Raw genomic sequence first — 22,718 nt, 5'->3', positions numbered from 1 at the left:
ATACGATGAAAAAGACTTTGCTGATCGCGACCCTCGTCGCGGGCCTGATCCCCTACGCCGCGGCGGACACCGGTGACGAACTGGTTGCCGCGCGCAACGCGTGGCGCCAGAAAGACGCCGCGACGCTTGCGCGCACCGTCGAGGCGACCCGCGCCGACGCCCTCGCCGCCTACCCGCGCTACTGGCAGGCGCTTCTCGCGCTGGAAAACGGCGACGACGCGCCGGCGCGCGCCTTCCTCGCCGCCGAGCCTGCGTCCACGCTGAGCGAAAGGCTGACCGGCGAATGGTTGAAGCGCCTGGGCAAGGACAACGACTGGGCTGCCTTCGCGCGCGAGATCCGCCGCGTACCCGCAGACGAACGCGACACCGAGACCGCCTGCTACGCGACGCTCGCCGAACTGAAGGCCGGCCAGAAGGCCCAGCCCGACGCCGACCTGCTCGACAAGCTGAAACTGCCGGACGGCTGCAATGCTTTACTTAACGAGGCGGCCCGGCAAGGCACGCTGTCGGCCGACGAGGTCAGATCGCGGGTACGCTCGCTGGTTGCGATCAATTACGTGACCGTCGCGCGCGGCCTCGCCGCCGCGGCCGGCCTCTCCGAAGAATTCTTCACCTCGGGCAGCAACGAGGCCGCGGTGATCGGCGTCGTCCGCCAGGGCAAGAGCGACCTCTCCGGCGCCGCCGCCGAGCTCACCCGCCTCGCGCCCACGCTGACCGCCGAGCAGGCGGCGTTCGGCTGGGGGCAGCTCGCGCTGTTGGCCGCGCGCAAGCAGGACGCGGGCAACGCGCTGATCTGGTTTTCGCGCGCGCTGCCGTCCGAGCTGACCCCCGAGCAGTGGGAATGGTGGGCGCGCGCCGCCTTGCGCGCCGAAGACTGGAACACCGTGCTCGCCGTCACCTCGAAGATGCCGGCCAAGCTCGCCGCCAAGGGCGCGTGGCGCTACTGGCGCGCCCGCGCCGAACTTGCGCTGGGGCAGCGCGCGCAGGGACAGGCCCGCCTCGTGCAACTGTCGTCCGAACACAACTACTACGGCATCCTCGCGCGCGAGGCGCTGGGCAGCAGCGTCTCGGCGCCGCCCTCCCCGCTCTCTGCCAGCGACGCCGATATCGCGCGCGCCGGCGCCGAGCCCGCGATCCGCCGCGCGAGCCTGCTGTTCGACTACGCGCGCGAGAAGGGCGAGCCGGCGCTCTTGGAAGAAGGCCGGCGCGAATGGCGCTGGGCGATGCGCGGCAAGGACGACAAGGCACTGATCGCCGCCGCCGAGTACGGCCGCGCGCGCGGCTACTACGACATGGCGATCTACAGCGCCGAGCGCACCAAGAACCAGCACAACTTCGGCCTGCGCTTCTTGACCCCGTACCGCGACGCGACGCGACGCTACGCCGCGCAGCTCGAAGTCGATCCGGCGTGGGTGTACGGGCTGATGCGCCAGGAGAGCCGCTTCGTCACCGTCGCGCGCTCGGGGGTCGGTGCGCAGGGGTTGATGCAGCTGATGCCCGCCACCGCGCGCTGGGTCGCCGCCAAGGTCGGCATGGACAGTTTCGACGTGAACGACGTCGACACCAACATCCACCTGGGCACCTGGTACCTGCGCCACGTGCTCGACACCACCGGCCACCCGGTGCTGGCGACCGCCGGCTACAACGCGGGCCCGGGCCGCGCGCGCGCGTGGCGCGACAGCCGCCCGCTGGAGGGCGCGATCTACGCCGAGACCATCCCGTTCACCGAGACGCGCGACTATGTGCAAAAGGTGATGGCGAATGCTGTCGAGTACGCGGCGCAGTCGGGCGAAGGCGAGACCTCGCTCACCGCGCGCATGGGCACCATCGCGGCCAAATAGGCCGAGGCACTGACAAGGAGACGGACATGGACGCACCTCGCATCGCACTGATAGGCGGCAGCGGCTTTATCGGCAGCACCGTCGCCGAGTACCTGACCCGGCAGGGTGCGCTGCTCACCGTCGTGAGCCGCCGCCCGGACAGCCACCCGGCACTGTCGGTGCTGCCCGGCGTGAACGTGGTGGCGGCCGACGTCTACGACGAGGGTTCGCTCACGCGCCTGCTCGCCGGCCACGACGCGGTGGTCAACCTGGTCGGCATCCTGCACGGGCGCAGGCGCGACTTCGAACGCGCGCATGTCACGCTGCCCGAAACCCTCACCCGCGCAATGCGCGAGGCCGGCGTGCGCCGGCTCGTGCATGTCAGCGCGCTGGGCGCGGACGCGCACGCGCCGTCCGACTACCAGCAGACCAAGGCGCTGGGCGAGCGCGTGATCGAACAAAGCGGCCTTGCCTGGACCATCCTGCGCCCGTCGGTGGTGTTCGGGCGCGGCGACAGCTTCCTCAACCTGTTCGCCAGCCTGTGCCGGCACCTGCCGCTGCTGCCGCTCGCCGGCGCCGACACCCGCTTCGCGCCGGTGTGGGTCGAGGACGTCGCGCGCGCCATCGCTGCCTGCCTTGAGCGCCCCGCGACCATCGGGCAGGTGCTGGAGCTGGCCGGGCCGCACAGCTACACGCTGGCCGAACTGGTGCGCTACGTCGGCGAAATGACCGGCCACCCGCGCACGGTTGTCCCGCTGCCGGCCCCGCTTGCCATGCTGCAGGCGACGCTGATGGAGTGCCTGCCCGGCCCCACGCTGATCAGCCGCGACAATGTGAAGTCCCTGCAGGTCGACAACGTCAGCCTCGCGCCCTTCCCCGCCGACCTGCTGGGCTTCACGCCCAGCGCGCTGGAGGCGGTGGTGCCCGCTTATCTTGGCGAGGACAGCCACGCGGCGCGCCTCGACCGTTACCGAGCCAATTAAGACGTCAAGATGAAATGCTATACCGTCGGCGGCGCCGTGCGCGACCGCCTGCTGGGCCTGCCGGTGAAGGACCGCGACTGGGTGGTGGTCGGCGCCAGCACCGAAGAACTGGTGGACCTGGGCTTCCGCCCGGTCGGCCGCGACTTTCCGGTGTTCCTGCACCCCAAGACCCACGAGGAGTACGCGCTGGCGCGCACCGAGCGCAAGACGGGTGCCGGCTACCACGGCTTCGTGTTCCACGCCTCGCCCGAGGTCACGCTGGAAGAAGACCTGGCCCGGCGCGACCTGACCATCAACGCGATCGCCGAGGACGATAACGGCGCGCTGACCGACCCTTACGGCGGGCAGGCGGATTTGGCCGCCGGCGTGCTGCGCCACGTCAGCCCCGCCTTCGCCGAAGACCCGGTACGCATCCTGCGCGTCGCGCGCTTCGCCGCACGCTTCGGATTTAGCGTCGCCCCCGCGACGATGGCGCTGATGCGCCAGATGGTGGACAACGGCGAAGTCGACGCGCTGGTGCCCGAGCGGGTGTGGGCGGAGTTCGCCAAGGGGCTGATGGAAGAGAGGCCTTCGCGCATGCTCGAAGTGCTCGCCGAATGCGGCGCGCTCGCGCGCGTGCTGCCCGAAGTCGCCGCGCTCGCCGGCGTGCCGCAGCGCGCCGACTACCACCCGGAAGTCGACACCCTCGTGCACACGCGGATGGTGCTCGACACCGCCGCACGGATGGGCCTGCCGCTGGACACGCGCTTCGCCTGCCTGACCCACGACCTGGGCAAGGCGCTGACGCCGGCCGATATCCTGCCGCGCCATATCGGCCACGAGGCACGCGGCGAGAAGCCGCTGCTGTCGCTGTGCGAGCGGCTGCGGGTGCCCGCCGAATGCCGCGAACTGGCGCGCATCACCTGCCTCTACCACACCAAGGTGCATGTCGCGCGCGAGATGCGCGCCGACACCGTGCTGCGCCTGTTCCGCGACACCGACGCGCTGCGCCGACCCGAGCGCTTTACGCGTTTCTTGGACGCCTGCGTGGCCGACGCGCGCGGCCGGCTGGGCTTCGAGGACACGCCCTACCCGCAGGCCGCCTACCTTGCCCGGCTGCTCGATGCCGCGCACGGGGTCGACGCCGGCGCTATCGCGCAAGGCTGCGCCGACAAGCGCGCCATCCCCGCCGAAGTCGAGCGCGCGCGCGTGGCGGCGGTGGCACAGGCGATGGCCGGGGTCCGCGCATGAAAAACCTGCGCACGGTGGTCGAAAACGCGGCCGAATTGGGCGAGTGCCCGCGCTGGAGCGTGGCGGAGCAGGCGCTCTACTGGGTAGACATCACCGGACAAACCCTGTTGCGGCTGGACGCGCAGGGCGGCTTGCGCCGCTACCCTTTCCTGCAGCAGATAGGCTGCTTCGCGCTGAGGCAAACCGGCGGCTTTGTCGTCGCGCTGCGCGACGGTGTGTACCTCACCGACGCCGACGGCGTGCTGGAAAAGATGCTCGCGCCCAACCCGACCGACCCGGCGTGTTCGCGCTTCAACGACGGTCGCGCCGATGCTCACGGCAACTTCTGGGCCGGCACCCTCTGGGAGCCGCGCGACGCACCGAACGGCAAGCTCGTGCGCGTGCGCCCGGACGGGCAGAGCGACGTGGTCGCGGGAGACGTGACCGTCTCCAACGGGCTCGCGTTCAGCCCCGACGGGCGGTGGCTGATGCACGCCGACACCCGCGGCCCGGCCCTCTGGCGCTACCCGCTGGATGAACACGGCGAGATCTGCGGCGAGCGAGCACTGGTGCGCCGCTTTGCGGCGGATGAAGGCCGGCCGGACGGCGCCGCGTTCGACGCGGCCGGCACTTACTGGGTTGCGCTGTTCGACGGCGCGTGCGTGCTGGGGCTGGATATAGAGACCGGGCACACCGTCGGCCGGCTTAACGTGCCCGCGCGCTGGCCGACCATGGTCGCCTTCGGGGGCGCGAACCTGAAGACCCTTTACATCACCACTTCGCGCGAGAAGCGCAGCGCGGCCGAACTCGCCGCCTGGCCGCGCTCGGGCGACTTGTTCGCCGTCGACATGGACGTCGCCGGCCTGCCCGAGCCCTGCGCCGCCCTCTGACACCCCGACCAGCAAGGACAAGCAACATGAAAAACAAGGGACTGGGCGGCCTCGTCTACTCGACCGAACACGGCAGCATGTGCCCCGCCTGCCGCCAGCCGCTGACCGGCTGCACCTGCCAGGTGGCCAGGCCTAAGGGCGACGGTGTGGTGCGCGTGCGCCGCGAGGTACGCCGCGGCAAGGAGGTCACGGTGATCAGCGGCGTTCCCCTCGTTGACGACGAACTTGCCGTGTTCGCCAAGGCCCTGCGCACCGCGTGCGGTGCCGGCGGCACGCTCAAGGACGGCGTGATCGAGATCCAGGGCGCCCATGTCGACAAGTTGCTGCCGCTGCTCGGCACAAAAGGCTGGACGGTCAAACGCGCCGGCGGCTAAGCCTCGACCCTGGCCACAAGCAGCCTTTCCCGCCAGCGCATCCCCTGCCTAAGCTGCAACGAGGGCCGCCGCGCTTCACAAGAAAAATCGCGGCCCGCCACACACAAGGGGGACACCATGCAGCACCCGCGCGCCGCGCCGCTTTCACGCGCCCGCCTGCTTGAGCGGCTGGCCACGCAACAGGCCTGGGACGTCGCCGTGATCGGCGGCGGCGCGACGGGGCTGGGCATCGCGCTGGACAGCGCCAGCCGCGGCTTCTCGACGCTGCTTGTCGACGCGCAGGACTTCGCCGCCGGCACCTCCAGCCGCAGCACCAAACTCGTCCACGGCGGCGTGCGCTACCTGCAGCAAGGCCGCGTGGCGCTGGTACGCGAGGCGCTGCACGAGCGCGCGCTGTTGCTACGCAACGCGCCGTACCTCACCCGCCGCCTGCAGGTCGTCGTTCCCTGTTACGGGCAGCTCGAGCGCGTGAAACTGCGGGTCGGACTCGGCCTGTACGACGCGCTCGCCGGCGACGCAAGCCTGGGCGACACCGAGTGGCTGAGCCGCGAAGAGACGCTACGCCGCCTGCCCGGCATCCGCCGCGAAGGTCTCACCGGCGGCGTCGCCTACTGGGACGGGCAGTTCGACGACGCGCGCCTCGCCATCAGCCTGATGCACACCGCGCACGCGCAAGGCGCGCTGCCGCTGAATTACATGCGCCTTGAAAGCCTTGAGCGGGACAGCACCGGCATCAGCCGGCTGACCGTCCGCGACACGGAAACCGGCCTCGCCTGCGCCGTCTCGGCCAGGGTCGTCTTCAACGCTGCCGGGGTGTGGGCCGACCGGGTGCGGCGCCTGGCCAGCCCCGACGCCCCGACCCTGCTGCGCTTCTCGCGCGGCTCGCACCTGCTGGTCGACCCCGCCGTGCTACCGTTCACATCGGGCATGCTGATCCCGAAAACCCCGGACGGGCGCGTGCTGTTCGCGCTGCCCTGGCACGGCCGGGTGCTGCTCGGCACCACCGACGTCGAGGCGGACGCCCCCGACTGGGCGCCTGTACCGAGCGCCGCCGAAACCGGCTGGCTGCTTGAAACCGCGTCGGCCTACCTAGAGAGGCCGCTGGGCCACGCCGACATCCGCGCGACCTTCGCCGGGCTGCGCCCGCTCTACAGCCCGCAAGGCGCCTCGGGAAACGACACCGCGCGGCTGTCGCGCGAACACGCGCTGGTGCACGAATTCGGCAATATGATCACCGTCACCGGCGGCAAGTGGACGACCTACCGCAGGATGGCCGAGGACGCGGTCAGCCTCGCCTGCGCGCGCGGCCTGCTGCCCAGGCGGGAATGCGTGACGGCGACGCTGCCGCTACTGGACGCGACAACCTGGGACACTGAAGCGCTGGAGGCGGCCTTGCTCGCCGGGGAGCCGGCGGCGAGCACGGACCTAGCCCACTTCGCGCGGCACGCGCAGGCGTTCGAAGCCGCACGCACCGCGGAAGACGTGCTCTACCGCCGCCTGCACATAGGGCTGCTCGACGCGGGGCGCTGCATGATGCTGACCGCTTGCGTAAGCGCGGCACTGGCGGCAGCGCATTCAATGCCTAACCATCCGGACGGCAACGCCTTTGCCTCCCGCTGACGGACAGGCAACTGGATGCAGAGCGCGGTGCCCCCTGCCATGGTCAGAGAATGCAATTGCCGACGCCCAAGCCCATTCGGCCAAGGAACAGGACACGATCTGCAACAACACGGGCAAAGAATTTCTTCAGCCCCGGGCAGAGGTAATTAAGCCCCGCGTCACCGTCAGGCGTCTTCACAAAGCGGTTTTTCGGACAGCCGCCCCAGCAAAGCTGCAGATGGCGGCAGCCACGGCAATACGCCGGCAAGGTTTTGTACTTGGCGAAACCGAAGGCTTGTTGCCGTTCGGAAAAGGCCAGGGCCCCCTCGTGCACCTCGCGAATATGGCCCAGCCGGTATTCCGGATACACAAAATGGTCGCAACTGTACAAGCTGCCATCGTGTTCGATAGCCAGCGCCTTGCCGCAAATCTGCCCGCTCACGCAGGTCTGTGCCCCCCGGCCAAGCAACTGGCTGATGACATTCTCGAACTGATCGACGAACACGCGACCGAAGTCATGCTTCAGCCACGCTTCCCACACGCGCGTCAGGAAATACCCCCAATCCTCCGGATCGACCGACCAGTCGGTCACCAGCGAATCCGGCTGGCCGGGTCTTGCCCGCGCAGAGCCGCTGACAGGCAGCTCGTCCTGTTTCCAGTAGCCGGGGGCGACACCATGGAAGCTGGCCGGCTCCACCGCCGGCAGGAACTGGATGATGTGCGGGCGCACTTCATCGCGCAGGAAACGGTAGACATCGATGGGCTTGCGGGCGTTGAGCCTGTTCACCACACACAGCGCATTGAAGGTGATCTCGTGCTGGTGCAGCAGCTTTACCGCCGCCATCACACGCTCAAAAGTCGGCTTGCCGCCCTTGCTGTAGCGGTAGGTATCATGCAGCGTGGCAGGCCCGTCTATCGACAGGCCGACCAGAAAGCGATGCTGCTTCAGAAATCGACACCACGCTTCATCCAGCAAGACGCCGTTGGTCTGCAGATCATTGGCAATGGCCTGACCCGGCTTGGCGTGGCGCGCCTGCAACTCGACCACCCGGCGAAAAAAATCCAGCCCCATCAGCGTGGGTTCACCGCCTTGCCAAGTAAACACCACTTCCGGCCCGGTCTGGGCGGCGATGTATTGCCGAATATGGGCTTCCAGCAGCGATTCGCTCATGCGCGGCATTTTGCCTTGCTGGAGCAGGTCTTCCTTGTGCAGGTAAAAGCAATAGGCACAATCCAGATTGCACTGCGCGCCGGCGGGCTTAATCATGACGTGGAAGGCATAATAATCGCCGCCCGCCAAAGGGGGTAATTCCAGCTTGGGATCCTGATCAACGGGACGAATTGGAATCATCGGTCTGCCTTTGTTGCCGATTGCTGAGCGGAATGTAGCGCCGAGCCTGTACTGTTTTTCTCCACACGGCAGGTCGTTTATGGCTTGCGCCCTCGAAAATCATGGCAGTTGCAGGCGGAACGCCTTCGCCCTCCCCGTCTCACTCTTGCCTTGCGTTGCGTTGCGTCCGCAAGCTCGTCTTGCCGTGATGCCCGACCGGGATCAGGTGGGCCCGGCTGACTACCCTTTCCTACGGTCGCAACAATGCATGTCGACGCTGAACGCCGGTTCGGCAAAACCGCATGCCGGCCGAAAGGCTTAAACGGACCACCATTCTTAAATAGACATCCACCTCTTTTTTATTTATCAACGAACAGACTCTTCATTGATCTGTCGTGGCAGTGCACGGTTGGATCATGCCAGAACGGGAGGTTTCCGGAAGGAAACCATAAGCATAAACCTGCCCTTCTGACAATTTGTGCAACACCCCGCGTACCGCCAGCCAATCACATTGCCATCCATTAATGCGTGTGTATTATGAAATATGAACATGCCAAGGATGCCCTCAAACCAAACAGGGACAAGGGATGAAAACCGCCGCATTAAGCCTCATTGCCGCAACGCTTGCGGCCGTATTTCCAGTTGCTGCGACTGCACAGACGCCCGAGCCGGCACAAGGCAAACGCCCCAATATTGTCGTCATTCTTGGCGATGACTTGGGGTATGCCGACCTGGGCGCATTTGGCAGCGAGATCAAAACGCCAAACATCGATGCGCTGGCCCGCGAAGGGATGCGTTTCACGAACTTCTACACGCATGCAACCAGTTCGCCAACACGCGCGACCCTCCTCACCGGCATCGACACGCACCGCAACGGCCTGGGCAATATGGACGAATGGACCGCGCCCAACCAGCGCGGCGCCGATGGCTACGAAGGCTATCTGAAACTCGGGATACCGACGCTGCCCCAGCTACTCAAGGATGCCGGTTATCACACTTACATGGTTGGAAAGTGGCATCTGGGCAAATCACCCGAGCTGATCCCCCGTGCACGCGGATTCGAGCGTGACTTCAGCCTGCTGGACGGCGCGGGCAGCTATTGGGACATGACCAATTTCACGGCCGCCGCACCCCAGTCGGTGTTCACCGAAGATGGCCGCTATCTGAACAAACTGCCTGACGACTATTACGCGACCAAGACCTATACGGACAAGATGATCAGCTTCATCGACGCCAACCGCGCCGATGGCAAGCCCTTCTTTGCCTACGTGGCCCACCAGGCGCCGCACGATCCCTTCCACCTGCCGAAAGAGTGGCGCAACCGTCACGTCGGCGAATACGACAAGGGCTGGGACGCAGTCAGGCAGGCGCGCCTGAAGCGGCAGATCGAGCTGGGCATCCTGCCGGCAGGCACTGAACTCTCCGAACGCATGTGGTTTGTTCCCGATCCCGTCGTGCTGGCGCCGGCCAGCCGGGCGATCCTCGGCAAGAAGATGGAGCTCTATGCCGGCATGGTGGAAAACCTCGACCACCACGTCGGCCGCCTGGTCGATCACCTGAAGAAAATCGGCGAATACGACAATACCATTTTTGTCGTTTTTGGCGACAACGGCGCCGAAGGCACCGACCTGTTCAAGATGATTGCCGGCTCGCCCGGCTCGCGGGACTTCCTGTTTGGCGCGATCAACTGGTCGCAAACCCATCCGAACGCCTGGGGCGATCCGGGCTCGTACGTCGGCTACGGCCCGATGTGGGCACAGGTATCGATGACGCCATTCAGCCAGTACAAAAGCTGGACAGCTGAAGGCGGCATCCGCAATGCGCTGATCGTCAGCGGCCCCCCGGTCAAGCGCATGAAGGGCAGCATCAATCACGGCGTCCTGCACGTGGCCGACATCATGCCGACCATGCTTGAGGTGGCCGGCGCCAGTTACCCCAAGGCAGACCAAGACAAGAAAACGCCTGCGCTGATGGGTAAATCATGGGTGCCCTTGCTGGCGGGCAAAACCGAATCGCCCCGCACGGAGCAGGATTACCTGGCCTGGGAGATTTTTGGCAATCGCGCGGTGCGCCAGGGCGAATGGAAAATCCGCTGGCAATACAAGCCCTTTGGTTCTGAAAGCTGGGAGCTTTACAACTTGGCGAGCGACCCGGCCGAACGCAAGAACCTGGCCGCAGCGAATCCTGACAAGCTCAAGGCCATGACTTCGCTCTGGGAGAGTTATGCGCGGGAAAACAACGTTATTTTGCCCAGCCGTTCGGTGTTCGAAACCCTGGAAGATCAATTACCCAAACGGGTATCCGACGACAAAGGGTATCCGCCCCTGATCTACAAGCAGCAGTTCGTCCCCCCGAAGGACATGGTGGCAGAACCCGCACCCTGATTTGGCTGCCCAGGAAACTGACAACGACAAAGGATGAAGCTCATGACAAGCAGCAAGAAGAACCGCCGTTTTGCCCAACTGCCATTGGCCGCAGCCGCATTGTTTGCCATGAGCGGAGTCGGCCCGGCGCAAGCCGAAGTGCCGGCCCGCTTTTACTGGAAAACGCTGACCGGTGGCAGTGCTGTGCCGCTCATTGTCGAGTCCATCAGCGGCAACGCCAATCCTTTCGACCCCTCCCGTCTGGTCAGTAATGACGCCAATTTTGATGCCACCCTGGCGATTGCCGGATATGCGGAAACGTTTTCGCTGCTGGATCGCTCGGCCATGGCGGCCATTCTTTTGCCCATGGGGCGCATTTCCGGCGAGGCACGGGCAGTGAACGGCGCCTCGGTCTCGCAGTCTGCCAGCGGCTTTGGCGATCCGATGCTTGAACTGAACGTCAATCTCATCGGCCCCAAGCCACAGAACAACATTCCCGATGCAATGCGATACCAGCCGGGGTTTTCGCTGGATCTGCTGGCAGACATCGCCGTGCCGATCGGCGAGTATGACAACAAGCAGACGCTCAATCTTGGCCAAAATCGCTGGTATGGCCGCATCGGTGCGCCGATGACCATGCAGCTTGGTGCATGGGTGCCCGGCAGGCGGACGACGCTGGAGTTGCTGCCGGCGGCCTGGATTTTCGGTGACAACACGGACTTCGTCGGCCGCAAGTTGAAAACCGATCCGCTCTTCCAGCTCGACGCCCATTTGACCCGTGATTTCGCGGAAAACATCTGGGGGTCGCTGGACGCCTCCTGGTACAAGGGCGGCAAGGCAACCATTGATGGCGTAGAGGGCAGCAAGCGCAATGATGTGACCTTGGGTCTTACCCTTGGCTACAAAATCAACGACAACCTCAACCTCACCGCCGGTTACCGCTCGACGGTCAATGACAGCGCGCCTGACAAAATGCGCATGGACAGTTTCATGATCACTTTTGTCTTCGGCTGGCACCCACTCATCGAAGGCTCCCGGCGCTTGAAGCAGGAGTAAGGGGCCGGACGTTTCCAGGTTTTGTCTAGCCCAGCCATGTGGCCAAGCAAAACCAGCCCGCGAGAAATGGACATCTCCCACATCCGGGGCGAGCGGGGCGAAAAGCTGCTCAGCTCGCCCTGAGCCTTGGTCCGTGCCGCCCAACATTCTGGCTAAGGCATTGGTTCAGTTGCACTATCACGCCCTGGCTGGCAACAGATCAGCCCACCTTCCCGTGGGCGGCAGCCCTGTCTGAATGCCTTGTCATTCACGAAGACCTGCTCGCCCCCGCCCTCGGACGCTACGAAGCCGTAACCCTGCGCGTCCTTCCAGTTCCTGAGCCTACCCTGATACCGCATCCGTCCTCTCCCTGCCACACCAGCATACCAATATTGAATGCCCGTCCATCTTACCCGCCAAGCAGGCCCTCTCGGCGCAACTGGCGATAAAGCGCGCGGTAGTGGCTGCGCAGCTGCGAGAGCGCCGCCCGGTCAGGCTCGTGCGCGCCATAGCGCGCGGCCTCGAAGCCGCGCATCAACGCCTGCAGCGCAGGGGTGGGCGACAATAGCAGGGGCTCGAGGGTGCCGGCGTACTCGCGCACGCTGAGCGCCGGGTTACGCGGCGCGTTTTCCAGCGCACACAGGCGCTCGCAGGCCTGCCAGTAACGGCGCGCCCCCTGCCGCCCCACCCCGTGCGCGCCCAGCAGGCCCAGCCGCAGGTAGTCGGCCCGCGTGCGCAGCCACAGTCCGGCCCGCATCTCCCGCACCAGATAAAACAACCCTGCCAGCAGCAGCGCCATGAGCAAGGCCAGCAGGCTGGCGAGCAAGTCCTGCCGGTGCGCGGCCGCCCAGGCTTCCAGACGCTGACGCTGTCGCTGCAAGTGCGACTGCAGCGGCGCGAGCGCCGCCGACAGCGCATCATGGCCGTCGGCCAGCGCCTGCATCGTGGCCGCTTGCCAGGACGGCATGCCGGGACGCGCTGCCGCCCCGCGCAGCGCGTCGCCCCCCTGCCCCCCTGCCGCGCTGTCCGACGGCACGCCCTGCCCCGCACCACCTCCTGCCCCCACCGCATCACCCGCAGCGCCCAACGGTGCGCTCAGGCCAAAGGCCGAGGACAGCGTGCTCCAGGTCGGCTGCGGCGTCAGCGCATACAGCCCCCCGCCTGCCAGCAGGATGCTCAAGGTCGCCGCCAGCATGGCCAAGCCCAACCCCGCGGCCTGCGTCTGGTCTGGCGCGGTGCGGCCGGCACGCTGACCGATCTCGTCCGCCGAGAGCGTGAACACCAGCGCCGCGACATAGGGCAGCAGGTAGAACAGCAGCGTCCAGTCGGCGCGGTAATGGCTGCAGGCGAACATCACCAGCACCAGCGACACCATCAGCCCCATGCGCAACTGACGCCGGCTCGCGCACACGCAACTATTGGCCAGCTGCAAAGCGGCCAGCGCGTAGACGCCGCCGCGCTCCGGCCCCCAGACCGGCAAGAACAGCAAGAGCGCGAGCGGGACGACAGCCAGCAGCACCCGCCGCTGCAGACGTCGCGCGCGCTCGGGATCGGCGCGCAAGCGCCAGGCCGCGCGCAGGCTCCAGCCATACGCCAGCGCCCAGCACAGCAGCTCCTTGCCGAAGCTGCCGTAGGCGATATCGAGAAAGGCGTTGCAGGCGATAGCGAGTACCAGGCTGGCCCACAGGCCGATATAGACGGCACGGCTTGGCAGGGTTTCGTTCATCGCGAGAACAACCGTGCGGCCACGTCGCCGCAGGCATGTGGCAGGCAGCGCACCCCTAGGGCTCCCAGGCGCGCGCCCAGCGCCGCCGCGTCGGGGCCTGGCATATCAAAGCTTGAGCGGTCAAACAGGACAGCCAGCACGGGCAGGCGGCGCGCCCTCAAATCAGCGATGGCCATGAGCGTGGCCTCGGCGCGCGCGGCCGGCTCACTCAGGAACAGGACCAGCGTCTCGCCGGCGGCGGCCTGCGCCCCCACCTCACGCAGTACTTCGGCGTACGGAACATCGCCGTCGGCATCGAGCCTTGCGCAGCAGTCGAGCATTTGCCGGAACTGCAGCTCGCCGCTGCCTGACACCATCCTCACCGGCGCTGCACCTGCCCCCTGCAGCCGCACCGGAGTACGCCAGGCCGAGGCTGCCCGCGCGATCGAGGCGCAGATGCGCAGCGTCACCTCCAGCGTCGCCTGGCGGCCGACACCGACATTGGCGTCGCGCGCCAGATCCGGCACCAGGCATAGCAGCGCATCCGCCGTTGGCTCGAATTCGCGTACCACCAATTCGCCCAGGCGGGCGCTGGCGCGCCAGTGCACATGGCGCGGGTTGTCGCCGGCACGATACTCGCGCACCGCCATGCACTCTGCCGCGCCCTTGTGGCCGGGCAGCGGCCAGTCGGCACGGTGCATGCGGGATGGCGCGCCCGACAGCGGCAGCGCCGCAAGCGCGAAGAGCTCGGGGTAGACCGTGAGCCACGCCTCGCCGCCCTGGCTTCGCCTGGCCGACGCCAGCCCCAGCGGGAAGGCGGTCGCCAGCGTCACCGGACCTAGCCGGTAGTGGCCGCGCTTTTCACAGAGTAGCGGCACGCGCAGCGTGCGCCGGGCGCGCGGCGGCAGGTAGGGCAGCAGCGCGATCCGCCGCTCGGTGCTTTGCGCGCCGGACCCGTCCGCGGGCAGGCGATCGAACACCTCGACCATAAAGCGGGGCAGCCAGGCCGGGTTTTCCAGCACGACGCAAAGCTCGACCGTCTCGCCCTCCTCGGCCCGCCCGGGCGCCTCGCGCCGCACCATAAGGCGCGCGACCTGCCAGTGCGGCAGCCACAAGCCACACAGCAGCGCCGAGAACAGCAACGCGGCGAGCACCCAGGGCAAGGAGTGCCCCCGGCCCAGCGCAGACAGGTAGGCGACCGCCACCAACGCCGAGAGCAGCCAGGGTGCGGCCCGCCGGCCCGGACGCGTCAAGCTTGGCAGGCCCTGCATGTCACACCGGCACCGGCGTGGCGGCGACGATCTCGTCCAGCACGGCACGGGCATCGCGCCCCATCGCCGCTGCCTGCGCGTCCAGCAGCAGGCGATGGGCCAGCACCGGCCCGGCCAGTGCCTTGACCCGATCCGGCGTCACGAAAGCTTCCCCGGCGAGCCAGGCCTGCGCCTGCGCCCCGCGTGCCAGCGCCAGCGTGCCGCGCGGGCTGGCGCCCAGGCGCAAATCCGGATGGTTGCGGGTCGCGCCGACAATCGCGAGCAGGTAGCGCGCCACATCCTCGCCCAGATGCACCTGCCTGACCGCGTCGCGTGCCTCGCGGATCGCGTCGACGCCGATCACCGGCTCCAGGCGTTCGATCGGGTGGCGGCCGGCCTGCGATTGCAGCATGCACAGCTCCTCGTCCGGGCCGGGGTAGCCGATGGACAGGCAGACGAAGAAGCGGTCGAGCTGGGCCTCGGGCAAGGGGAAGGTGCCGGCCATCTCGACCGGGTTCTGCGTGGCCAGCACGGTAAAGAGGTCGGGCAGCGCGTGCGTCTCGCCGTCGACGCTGACATGGCGCTCCTCCATGCATTCGAGCAGGGCGGACTGCGCGCGCGGCGTCGCGCGGTTGATCTCGTCGGCGAGCAGGATGGGCGTGAAGACCGGTCCCGGCTGGAAGCGAAAGGTCAGCGCGTGCGGGTCCCATACCGCGACACCGGTGATGTCGGAAGGCATCAGGTCCGGCGTGCACTGCAAGCGGCGCATCTGCGCGTCGACCGAACGCGCCAGCGCACGAGCGAGCATAGTCTTTCCGGTGCCGGGCACGTCCTCGAGCAGGACATGGCCGCGGCACAAGAGCGCCAGCACGGCCAGTTCGATCACCGGCCGTTTGCCGATGATCACGCGTTCCACATTGTCGATCAGGGCATGGATGGCAGCTTGCATGACACCTCGCGCTCAGGGGCGCCGGCCGCGACAGGCAGCACAGTCACCAATTATTCAAATAGAATATATCGTCAAACCCATAATCATGAGAAGCCGGCCGTGGCAATTTGCCCGTCCCGCGCCTGGGCCTGCATGCCTGTGTTCCGCGCATGGCCGGCCTCCTTCAGCGAAAGCGCTTACAAGGCAGCGCGACCGGTACGGGTGCCGCCTTATCCTTAAACCATTCAAGAGGCGGCCGCCACGATCAGGAGCGCCGCGACGAGGACGGGGACACACCAGCGATGACACCCGACGGACTGACGAGCCAGCAGGTGCGCGAGCGCCTAGCCCGGGACGGCGAAAACACCCTGCCCGGCCAGGCGCCGCGCACACTTGCCATCATCGCGGCCGACGTCGTGCGCGAGCCGATGTTCATGCTGCTGATGGCCGCAGGCGGCATCTACCTGAGCATGGGCGAGCCGCGCGAGGCGCTGGCGCTGCTGGGCTTTATCGCGGTCATCATCGTGGTGACCGTGCTGCAGGCGGCGCGCACCGAACGCGCGCTCGACGCGCTGCGCGAGCTCTCCGCCCCGCCGGCGACCGTGCTGCGCGACGGGCAATGGCTGCGCGTGCCGTCGCGCGGCCTCGTCGTCGGCGACGTGATCGAGCTCTCCGAAGGGATGCGGGTGCCGGCCGACGCCAGGCTTCACGACGCGCACGAGTGCGCGCTCGACGAGTCCTTGCTGACCGGCGAGTCGGTGCCGGTGACCAAGGCAGCCGGGGACGAGGTCATGGCCGGCACGCTGATGGTCGGCGGCCAGGCACACGCCACCGTCCGCGCGACCGGCCGCCACACCGCGCTGGGCGGCATCGGCGCGTCGCTCGGTACGCTGGAAGCGGCCGCGTCGCCGCTGACCCGCCAGCTAGGCAAGATGACGCGCACGCTGGCCGTCGCCGGCGGCGCGTTGAGCGGGCTGCTCGCGCTGATGGTCTGGCTGGGGGGCGAAACCTGGCAGCAGGCCGTGCTCGCCGGCCTCACGCTGGCGATGGGCGTGCTGCCGCAGGAGTTTCCGGTGATCCTTACCGTGTTCCTCGCGCTGGGCGCGCGTCGCCTCGCCGCGCACGGCGTGCTGGTGCGCAGGCTGCCCGCGCTGTCGACGCTGGGGCAGGTCGACGTGCTGTGCGTCGACAAGACCGGCACGCTGACCGAGAACCGCATGCAGCTCGCCCGGCTGTGGGTCGACGGCGAAACCTTCGACACCGCGGGGGACACGCCGCTGCCCGAGCCCTTCCACCGCGTGCTCGAGTACGCGGTGCTCGCCAGCGAGGAGACGCCGCTCGACCCGATGGAGCGCGCGTTCCACCGCTACGCGAACGCGCAGCTTGCCGGCAGCGAACACCTGCACCCGGGTTGGCAACTGAGCTGGGAGTACGCGCTCAGCCCCGAGCTGCCGGCGATGAGCCACGGCTGGCAGGACGGCAATGCCGGCCGCGAGATTGCCGCCAAGGGTGCGCCCGAGGCGGTCGCCGAACTCTGTCACCTGGACGCGGCGCACAAGCAGCGCGTCGCCCAAGCCGCCCGCGCGATGGCCGCGGATGGGCTGCGCGTATTGGGCGTCGCCCGCGCGCGCTGGACGGACGACACGCCGCCGGCGATCCAGCACGACTTCGACTTCGAGTGGCTGGGTCTGGCGGGGCTGGCCGACCGGATGAAGGCCGGCGTGCCCGCGGCGGTGGCCGAGTGCGCGCGCGCCGGCGTGCGCGTGGTGATGATCAGCGGCGACCACCCGGAGACCGCGCGCGCAATCGCGCGCGAGGCGGGCATCGCCGGGGCCGAGGTGATCACCGGCAGCCAGTTCGGCGCGCTGGACGAGGCTGGGCGCGCCCGGGCACTCGCGCGTTGCAGCGTGTTCGCGCGGGTCAGCCCGCTGGCCAAGCTTTCTATCGTGCGCGCCTTGCAAGGCGCCGGGCATGTCGTCGCGATGACCGGCGACGGGGTAAACGACGCGCCGGCGCTCAAGGCGGCCGACGTCGGGCTGGCGATGGGCGCGCGCGGCACCGACGTCGCGCGCGAAGCGGCGGCGATGACGCTGTCGGACGACAGTTTCACGTCCATCGTCGGCGCGCTGTCGCAGGCGCGGCGCATGAACGCCAATCTTGCCGCCGCGCTGCTCTACACCTTCGCCGTGCACGTGCCCATCGTCGTGCTCTCGCTCGCGGCGGTGCTGTTCGGCGTACCGCCCTTGCTCACCCCGCTGTGCATCGCCGTGCTCGAGATCCTGATCGACCCGGCGTGCTCGGTCGCGTTCGAGGCCGACCATGGCCACGCCGACCCGCTGGCCGCGCCGCCTGCGCGGCACGCGCTGCCCGGTGGCGCCGACATCGCCGCCGCGCTGGCCGCGGGGCTGGCGGTCGCGCTGACAGCAGGCGGCGTCTACGCGCTGGCGCTCGCGCAACTGGCGACGCCAGCCGCGCGCGCCACCGCCTTCGCGACCCTGCTGCTCGCCAGCGTGCTGCTGATCGGCGCGCTGCGCGAACAGGGACTCGCCGCCCTGCCCAAGGCCGCACGCTGGGTGATGCTCTGCGGCGCTGTCGTGCCGCTGCCGCTATTGGCCTTTGCGCCGCTCTCCGCCGCGTTCGGCTTCGCCTGGCCGCCGCCGTCCATGCTGCTTCTCGCGCTGACCGGCGCGCTCGCCAGCCTGCCGCTCGCGCGCGCGGCCCGCACCCTGGTCCGCTTCGCCGCGCGTCACAGCGCTTCGGCGTCCCCGAAGTAGCGGCCCTGGCACGCGTGAAAGCCCATTTCCTCGCACAAGGCGTATTGGGCGGCGGTGTCGACGTTGCGGGCCACCACGAGCAGCCTAAGCGTCGCGCACAAGGCGAGCACCGCGCTTGAGAGCGCGCGTGCGCCCGCCTCGCCCTGCAGCGCCCACAGCTGGCGGCAATCGACCTTGACCTCGGACAGCGGCAGGCTGCCCAGTTGCGCGATCGTCGCGAAGGCCAGGCTGAAATTGTCGAGCGACAGGCGAACGCCGAGCCCGGCAAGCGCCTTAAGGCGCGCCTGAGCCTCCTCCTCGCGGCCGGCCAGCGCACCCTCCGGCACTTCCAGCGTCAGGCGCCCCGGCGCTAGCGCGTACCGCTCGAGCGACACCGCCAGTTCGCGCGGAAAATCCGGATGGTAGAGCTGGACGGCGTCGACGTTGAGCGCGAGCTGCCAGTGACCGTGTTCGCCGTCGCTGCGCCAGCGCGCGAGCGTCGCGCACGCGGCGTCGAGCAGGTAGCGGCCAAGCTGGACCGACAGCCCGGCCTCTGCGGCGAGCGCGAGCACCTCCCGTGCCCGCAGCATGCCCCCGTCTCGCCGCGGCCAGCGCAGCAGCGCCTCGGCGCCGGCGACCTGGCGCGCGCGGCCGAACTGCCGCTCGAAATGCAGTTCGACGCCCCCCTCGGCCAGCGCCCGGCGCAGGGCCTGCCCGCCTTGCACACGCGTGCTGAACGCCACCTGCATCGCCTCGTCGAAGAAACGCAGGGTATGGCGGCCGGCCCGCTTGGCGTGGTACATCGCCATGTCGGCCCGCCGGATCAGGGTGTCGGCGTCGGCCAGCCTGCCGTCGAACAGCGCGACGCCGAAACTGGCCCCGGTATAGCGCTGGTGCCCGCCAAGCTGCACCGGCCGCGCAAGCTCGGCCAGCATGCCCTGCACCACCGTTTCCGCCTGCAACGCGGCCGCACGGGCCTGCCCGGGCAGGCCGGTCAGCATCACGACGAACTCGTCGCCGCCTAAGCGTGCGACGGTATCGCTCGCGCGCACCGCCCCTTGCAGGCGCCGCGCGACTTCGACCAGCATCGCGTCGCCCATCTCGTGGCCCAGGGTGTCGTTCAGCTGCTTGAAACGGTCGAGGTCGACGAACACCAGCGCCCCCTGGCGGCCCGCGCGGCGTGCACCGGCGATCGCCTGCCCGATCCGGTCGAGCAGCAGCCGCCGGTTCGGCAGCCCGGTCAACGTGTCGTAGAACGCCATCCGCTCGATCTTCTCTTCGCTCGCCTTGCGCGCCGAGATGTCGATATGGGTGCCCAGCACCCGCCGCATCTGGCCATCCGGCCCCGCCTCGACCGCCTTGCCGCGCACCTCGGTCCACTGCCAGGCGCCGTCGGCACGCCTGAGGCGCAACTCGATCACGAACGCCTGCGCGCGCGCGAGCTGCTCGCGCAGCGTCTCCAGCGCACCTAGGCTGTCGTCCGGGTGGACCAGCGTCTTCCAGCGCGTGTAGTCCATCGCGAACGCCTGGTCTTCGTAGCCGAGCATCTGCCAGCACAACGCGTCCCACAGCACGCGGTCGCCGGCAAACTGCCACTCCCAGATGCCGGCGCCGCTCGCCGCCTGCGCAAGGCGCAGCCGGCGTTCGCTCTCCTGCAGCGCGTTTTCGGCCTCCTTGTGGCGGGTGCGGTCGATCAGGTAACCGCGGATGCGCACCACGCGCCCGTTCCGGTCCCATTCGGGCCGGGAAAAATCGTAGAACCAGCGCCAGCACCCGTCCTTGCCGCGCAGGCGGTACGACTGTTCGTACTCGGGCAGGCCGGCGGCGACCCGCTCGCTCACTTCGCGACCGACGCGCTCAAGGTCGTCCGGATGCACCAGATCCGCATAGCGGAACCCCGGCGCGAGCATTTCGCGCGCGGTGTAGCCCAGTTGCGCCGCGACATTCGCCGACGCGTACTCGAGCGGCCAGCCGTCCTCGGGCAGCCACACCAGTACCATCACCGGCCCGCCGTCGAACAGCTTGCGTTCGGCCGCCTGCTGCGCGCGCAGGTGGCGGACCAACTCGCCAACCGGGGAGTGCCCCGCCTGATCCAGCGTTTCCATCACGACCTCCTCGTCCCTGTGCCCTGTGCTTGCGGCCACGCGTCGATGATCGACCGTGCCAGCGCCCCGCCCCATGCCCTGTAGCACGCGGCCCCCGGGTGAAAACCGTCGGACGCGACCCAGCCCGGCTCCGCCCGGCCGGTAAAGCCGACCCGCCGGCAACCGGGCGTTGCCGCGCACAAGGCAGCGAGCGCCGCGTCGTAACGCCTGGCCCGTGCACCGAGGTAGCCGGCCAGCGGCGCAGGCAAGGCCGGAAAGCACTGCATCGGCGGCAGCGCACACAGCAGCACCCGCCGCGCGCCCAGCCCCTGCAGCCGCTCAACCAGCGCCCGTTGCATTTCGACAAAGCGCGCCAGCGGCTGCTGCGAGGTCACGTCGTTGACGCCCAAGACAGAAACCGCCACATCGCAACGCGCCGGCGGCTCGGCGGCGAGCCAGGCGAGCATTTCGTCGCTGGTCAGCCCGCTTTGCGCCCGCAATTGCCAGCGCACCCGAAACCCGGGCGCCAGCGCCGCCAGCAGTTGGCCGGACAGTGCGTCGGCCTGGCTGGCGACGCCGACACCGGCGGCAGACGAATCGCCGACAATCAGCAGCGACAGGGGCGTGCCCTCGCCCGCTTCGCCCTCGCGCTCCCCGGCCGGCTCCGGCAGCTTCGGCGTGCGCTGGCGCACCTGCTGCCCCTGCCAGGCCAGCAGCGGCGCGAGCGGCCAGTACGCCCAGCAAGGCGTCCTCAAACGCGCCCGCTCGCGAGTGCACGCGCCCATTCGGCGCGGCCGTTGCGCGCGGCCAGCGCCGCCATCGGCCGCCAGTCGTACGGCACCGACACCAGGTCGACATGCCAACGACCGCCCAGCCGCTCGACAAGCGCGTAGCGGGCGTCGGGCGAGCCGGTCTCGACCCGGTGGTACATGGGCGTCGTATCCGCGTACGCGGGCAGGCCGACGCTGCCGGGGTTGACCAGGGTGACGCCCGCCGCTTCGAGCGCGCGCGGCAGGTGGCTGTGTCCGCAGGCGACCAGCGACGCCGTCTCGCCGGCGAGCCGCAGGGCGATCTCGTCGCCACTGGCCATGCGGATCCCGCCGCTGTCGACCGTCTCCAGCAGGTAACGGCAGTCGCTGGTGGGCGTGCCGTGACAGAGCAGGATGTCGGACGCAGGGCGCAGCGTCGGCGGTAGGGTCGAGAGCCAGGCGAGCGACTCCGCATCCAGTTCGGCGAGCGCCGCGCGGTCGGACGCCTCGTGCACGACCGGGTCGGCGCTCAGGAGCTGGCGCTCGTGGTTGCCGGCTAGGCACGGCCAGCCGCTCGCCATCAGCCAGTGCGCGGTATCCCTTGCCGCGAGCGGGCCGGACAGCAAGTCGCCCAGCGCGTAGACGGCATCGGCGCCCCGGCGACGGATGTCGGCGGCGACGGCTTCCAGTGCGGGCAGGTTGCCGTGGATGTCTGAAACAAGGGCAATGCGCATGACAAAGTTCCCGGTCGGAGGGTAGCTTCGACATCATAGGGGCAAACCTCGCCTGCCCCGCCACACAAATGCCCAAAGCATGGCTTGCGCGCAACACCCGGCACTGGCACTGGACTGATATTCATGGCCTTCTCGCACAACCAGAACATCGCCCGCGTCCTGCAGGCCGGGGCACCCGAGACGTTGATCGACGCTGCCTGCGGCGAGCTCCGCCACTTCCGCTCGGTCAAGGCGCCGTTCACGGGCACGGACGGACGCAAACGCCTGCAGGTCGCCGCGCGCGGGAGGGCGAGCGGATCGGCCTCGACCTTGGCACTTAAAGGAACGCAACAATACGCTGGGGCACGCGGCTGGGGCCCGTTGCTGCGGGAGGTTACGCGCGACACCGAGGACGCAGAGGTCGTCGGCACCATGATCGCGCCGGGCAAGGCGATGGCGCTCGCACTGGCCCGGGGGTATGGAAACAGACACGCAGCGCGACAACCTCTGCGCGCGGCTGCGGTGCCTTGCAAGGTGACCTGCTTGGCCATCCGCAGCCGCCTGGCGTGTTCGGGCAGCGCTATGTCTAGCGCCTACTTTGCGGTGGTGTCGACGAGCAGCGCCTGCGGCGCGTGCTCGAGCACCGAGTCGATGCCTTTTTCCATCGCGGTGCTCGACGAATACATCTGGCTGCGCGCGATCACCTTGTCGCCGTCACCGTGGATGCTGAAATAGGGCTCGCCGGCGGTGGACACCTTGCGGTGGATGCGATCGGAAAGCTTCCTGTCCTGCTGCAGCGACTGCGCCGCCTCGACGGCATGGTGGACCGAATCGAACAGCTGGCTGGTCAGGATCACCTGCCCGTTGCGGGCCTTCAGGTTGAACAGGAACTTGCCGTTGCTCGACGCGCTGATTTCGAATTTTCCGGACATC

17 protein-coding genes are annotated in these 22,718 nt (G+C 68.4%); 9 read left to right on the top strand and 8 right to left on the bottom strand.

The genetic code is table 11. The annotated features are described in order from the left end of the window. Positions 1-5 precede the first annotated feature (5 nt). The 6 genes from GZH52_RS07135 to GZH52_RS07110 all read left to right on the top strand — a co-directional run bounded on the left by GZH52_RS07135 (position 6) and on the right by GZH52_RS07110 (position 6,896). Entirely contained in the window at positions 6-1,841 is a 1,836-nt protein-coding gene (locus GZH52_RS07135; protein ID WP_163315799.1) for a lytic transglycosylase domain-containing protein, read from the top strand. Between the two features lie 26 nt (positions 1,842-1,867). Then, on the top strand, positions 1,868-2,803 hold the full coding sequence (locus GZH52_RS07130; protein ID WP_163315798.1) for a complex I NDUFA9 subunit family protein: 936 nt from the start codon (positions 1,868-1,870) through the stop codon (positions 2,801-2,803). 9 nt (positions 2,804-2,812) lie between these two features. Then, positions 2,813-4,033, top strand: a complete 1,221-nt coding sequence (locus GZH52_RS07125) for a multifunctional CCA addition/repair protein (RefSeq protein WP_163315797.1) — start codon at positions 2,813-2,815, stop codon at positions 4,031-4,033. Beyond that, positions 4,030-4,902, top strand: a complete 873-nt coding sequence (locus GZH52_RS07120; protein WP_163315796.1) for an SMP-30/gluconolactonase/LRE family protein — start codon at positions 4,030-4,032, stop codon at positions 4,900-4,902. The genes GZH52_RS07125 and GZH52_RS07120 overlap by 4 nt, the downstream gene beginning before the upstream one ends. A 26-nt stretch (positions 4,903-4,928) precedes the next feature. After that, positions 4,929-5,276, top strand: coding sequence for a translation initiation factor Sui1 (locus tag GZH52_RS07115; RefSeq protein ID WP_163315795.1), 348 nt, complete (start codon positions 4,929-4,931; stop codon positions 5,274-5,276). 117 nt (positions 5,277-5,393) lie between these two features. After that, positions 5,394-6,896, top strand: coding sequence for a glycerol-3-phosphate dehydrogenase/oxidase (locus tag GZH52_RS07110; protein WP_163315794.1), 1,503 nt, complete (start codon positions 5,394-5,396; stop codon positions 6,894-6,896). A 43-nt stretch (positions 6,897-6,939) separates the two neighbouring features. On the opposite strand, the gene GZH52_RS07105 is transcribed toward GZH52_RS07110, so the two are convergent. Beyond that, positions 6,940-8,226 (bottom strand): anaerobic sulfatase maturase, encoded by a 1,287-nt coding sequence (locus GZH52_RS07105; protein WP_163315793.1) that lies wholly within the window; start codon positions 8,224-8,226, stop codon positions 6,940-6,942. A gap of 566 nt (positions 8,227-8,792) precedes the next feature. Here GZH52_RS07105 and GZH52_RS07100 point away from each other — a divergent pair. Together GZH52_RS07100 and GZH52_RS07095 are read left to right on the top strand one after the other, a co-directional pair. Beyond that, positions 8,793-10,589, top strand: coding sequence for an arylsulfatase (locus GZH52_RS07100; RefSeq protein WP_163315792.1), 1,797 nt, complete (start codon positions 8,793-8,795; stop codon positions 10,587-10,589). A 42-nt stretch (positions 10,590-10,631) separates the two neighbouring features. Continuing rightward, a complete protein-coding gene (locus GZH52_RS07095) occupies positions 10,632-11,624 on the top strand; it encodes a transporter (RefSeq protein WP_163315791.1) in 993 nt (330 codons plus the stop codon). A 388-nt stretch (positions 11,625-12,012) separates the two neighbouring features. Here GZH52_RS07095 and GZH52_RS07090 read toward each other — a convergent pair whose 3' ends face one another. From GZH52_RS07090 to GZH52_RS07080, 3 genes are read right to left on the bottom strand one after another with little or no spacing between them, the layout of a single operon-like run. After that, positions 12,013-13,329, bottom strand: a complete 1,317-nt coding sequence (locus tag GZH52_RS07090) for a DUF4129 domain-containing protein (RefSeq protein WP_163315790.1) — start codon at positions 13,327-13,329, stop codon at positions 12,013-12,015. Beyond that, positions 13,326-14,561 carry a DUF58 domain-containing protein gene (locus tag GZH52_RS07085; RefSeq protein ID WP_163315789.1) on the bottom strand — a complete coding sequence of 412 codons (1,236 nt, stop codon included), beginning with the start codon at positions 14,559-14,561 and terminating at the stop codon, positions 13,326-13,328. The genes GZH52_RS07090 and GZH52_RS07085 overlap by 4 nt, the downstream gene beginning before the upstream one ends. A gap of 19 nt (positions 14,562-14,580) precedes the next feature. Then, positions 14,581-15,507, bottom strand: a complete 927-nt coding sequence (locus tag GZH52_RS07080) for an AAA family ATPase (RefSeq protein ID WP_163315788.1) — start codon at positions 15,505-15,507, stop codon at positions 14,581-14,583. A gap of 281 nt (positions 15,508-15,788) precedes the next feature. On the opposite strand from GZH52_RS07080, the gene GZH52_RS07075 reads away from it, so the two are divergent. Beyond that, positions 15,789-18,260 (top strand): cation-translocating P-type ATPase, encoded by a 2,472-nt coding sequence (locus GZH52_RS07075; protein ID WP_163315787.1) that lies wholly within the window; start codon positions 15,789-15,791, stop codon positions 18,258-18,260. Here the strand turns inward: GZH52_RS07075 and GZH52_RS07070 are convergent. From GZH52_RS07070 to GZH52_RS07055, 4 genes are all read right to left on the bottom strand, one after another. Continuing rightward, positions 18,233-20,344 (bottom strand): putative bifunctional diguanylate cyclase/phosphodiesterase, encoded by a 2,112-nt coding sequence (locus GZH52_RS07070; RefSeq protein WP_163315786.1) that lies wholly within the window; start codon positions 20,342-20,344, stop codon positions 18,233-18,235. The two genes, GZH52_RS07075 and GZH52_RS07070, sit on opposite strands and share 28 nt — an antisense overlap. After that, on the bottom strand, positions 20,344-21,108 hold the full coding sequence (locus GZH52_RS07065) for an SGNH/GDSL hydrolase family protein (RefSeq protein ID WP_163315785.1): 765 nt from the start codon (positions 21,106-21,108) through the stop codon (positions 20,344-20,346). Before GZH52_RS07065 ends, GZH52_RS07070 begins: the two co-directional genes overlap by 1 nt. After that, a complete protein-coding gene (locus GZH52_RS07060) occupies positions 21,075-21,806 on the bottom strand; it encodes a metallophosphoesterase family protein (protein WP_163315784.1) in 732 nt (243 codons plus the stop codon). The genes GZH52_RS07065 and GZH52_RS07060 overlap by 34 nt, the downstream gene beginning before the upstream one ends. A 572-nt stretch (positions 21,807-22,378) precedes the next feature. Continuing rightward, positions 22,379-22,717 (bottom strand): YegP family protein, encoded by a 339-nt coding sequence (locus GZH52_RS07055; RefSeq protein ID WP_163315783.1) that lies wholly within the window; start codon positions 22,715-22,717, stop codon positions 22,379-22,381. Position 22,718: the final 1 nt, after the last annotated feature.

This window comes from Crenobacter caeni, assembly GCF_010435965.1.
In the GTDB taxonomy this organism is placed as follows: Bacteria; Pseudomonadota; Gammaproteobacteria; order Burkholderiales; family Chromobacteriaceae; genus Craterilacuibacter; species Craterilacuibacter caeni.
This window is presented reverse-complemented; position numbering and strand designations above follow the sequence as displayed.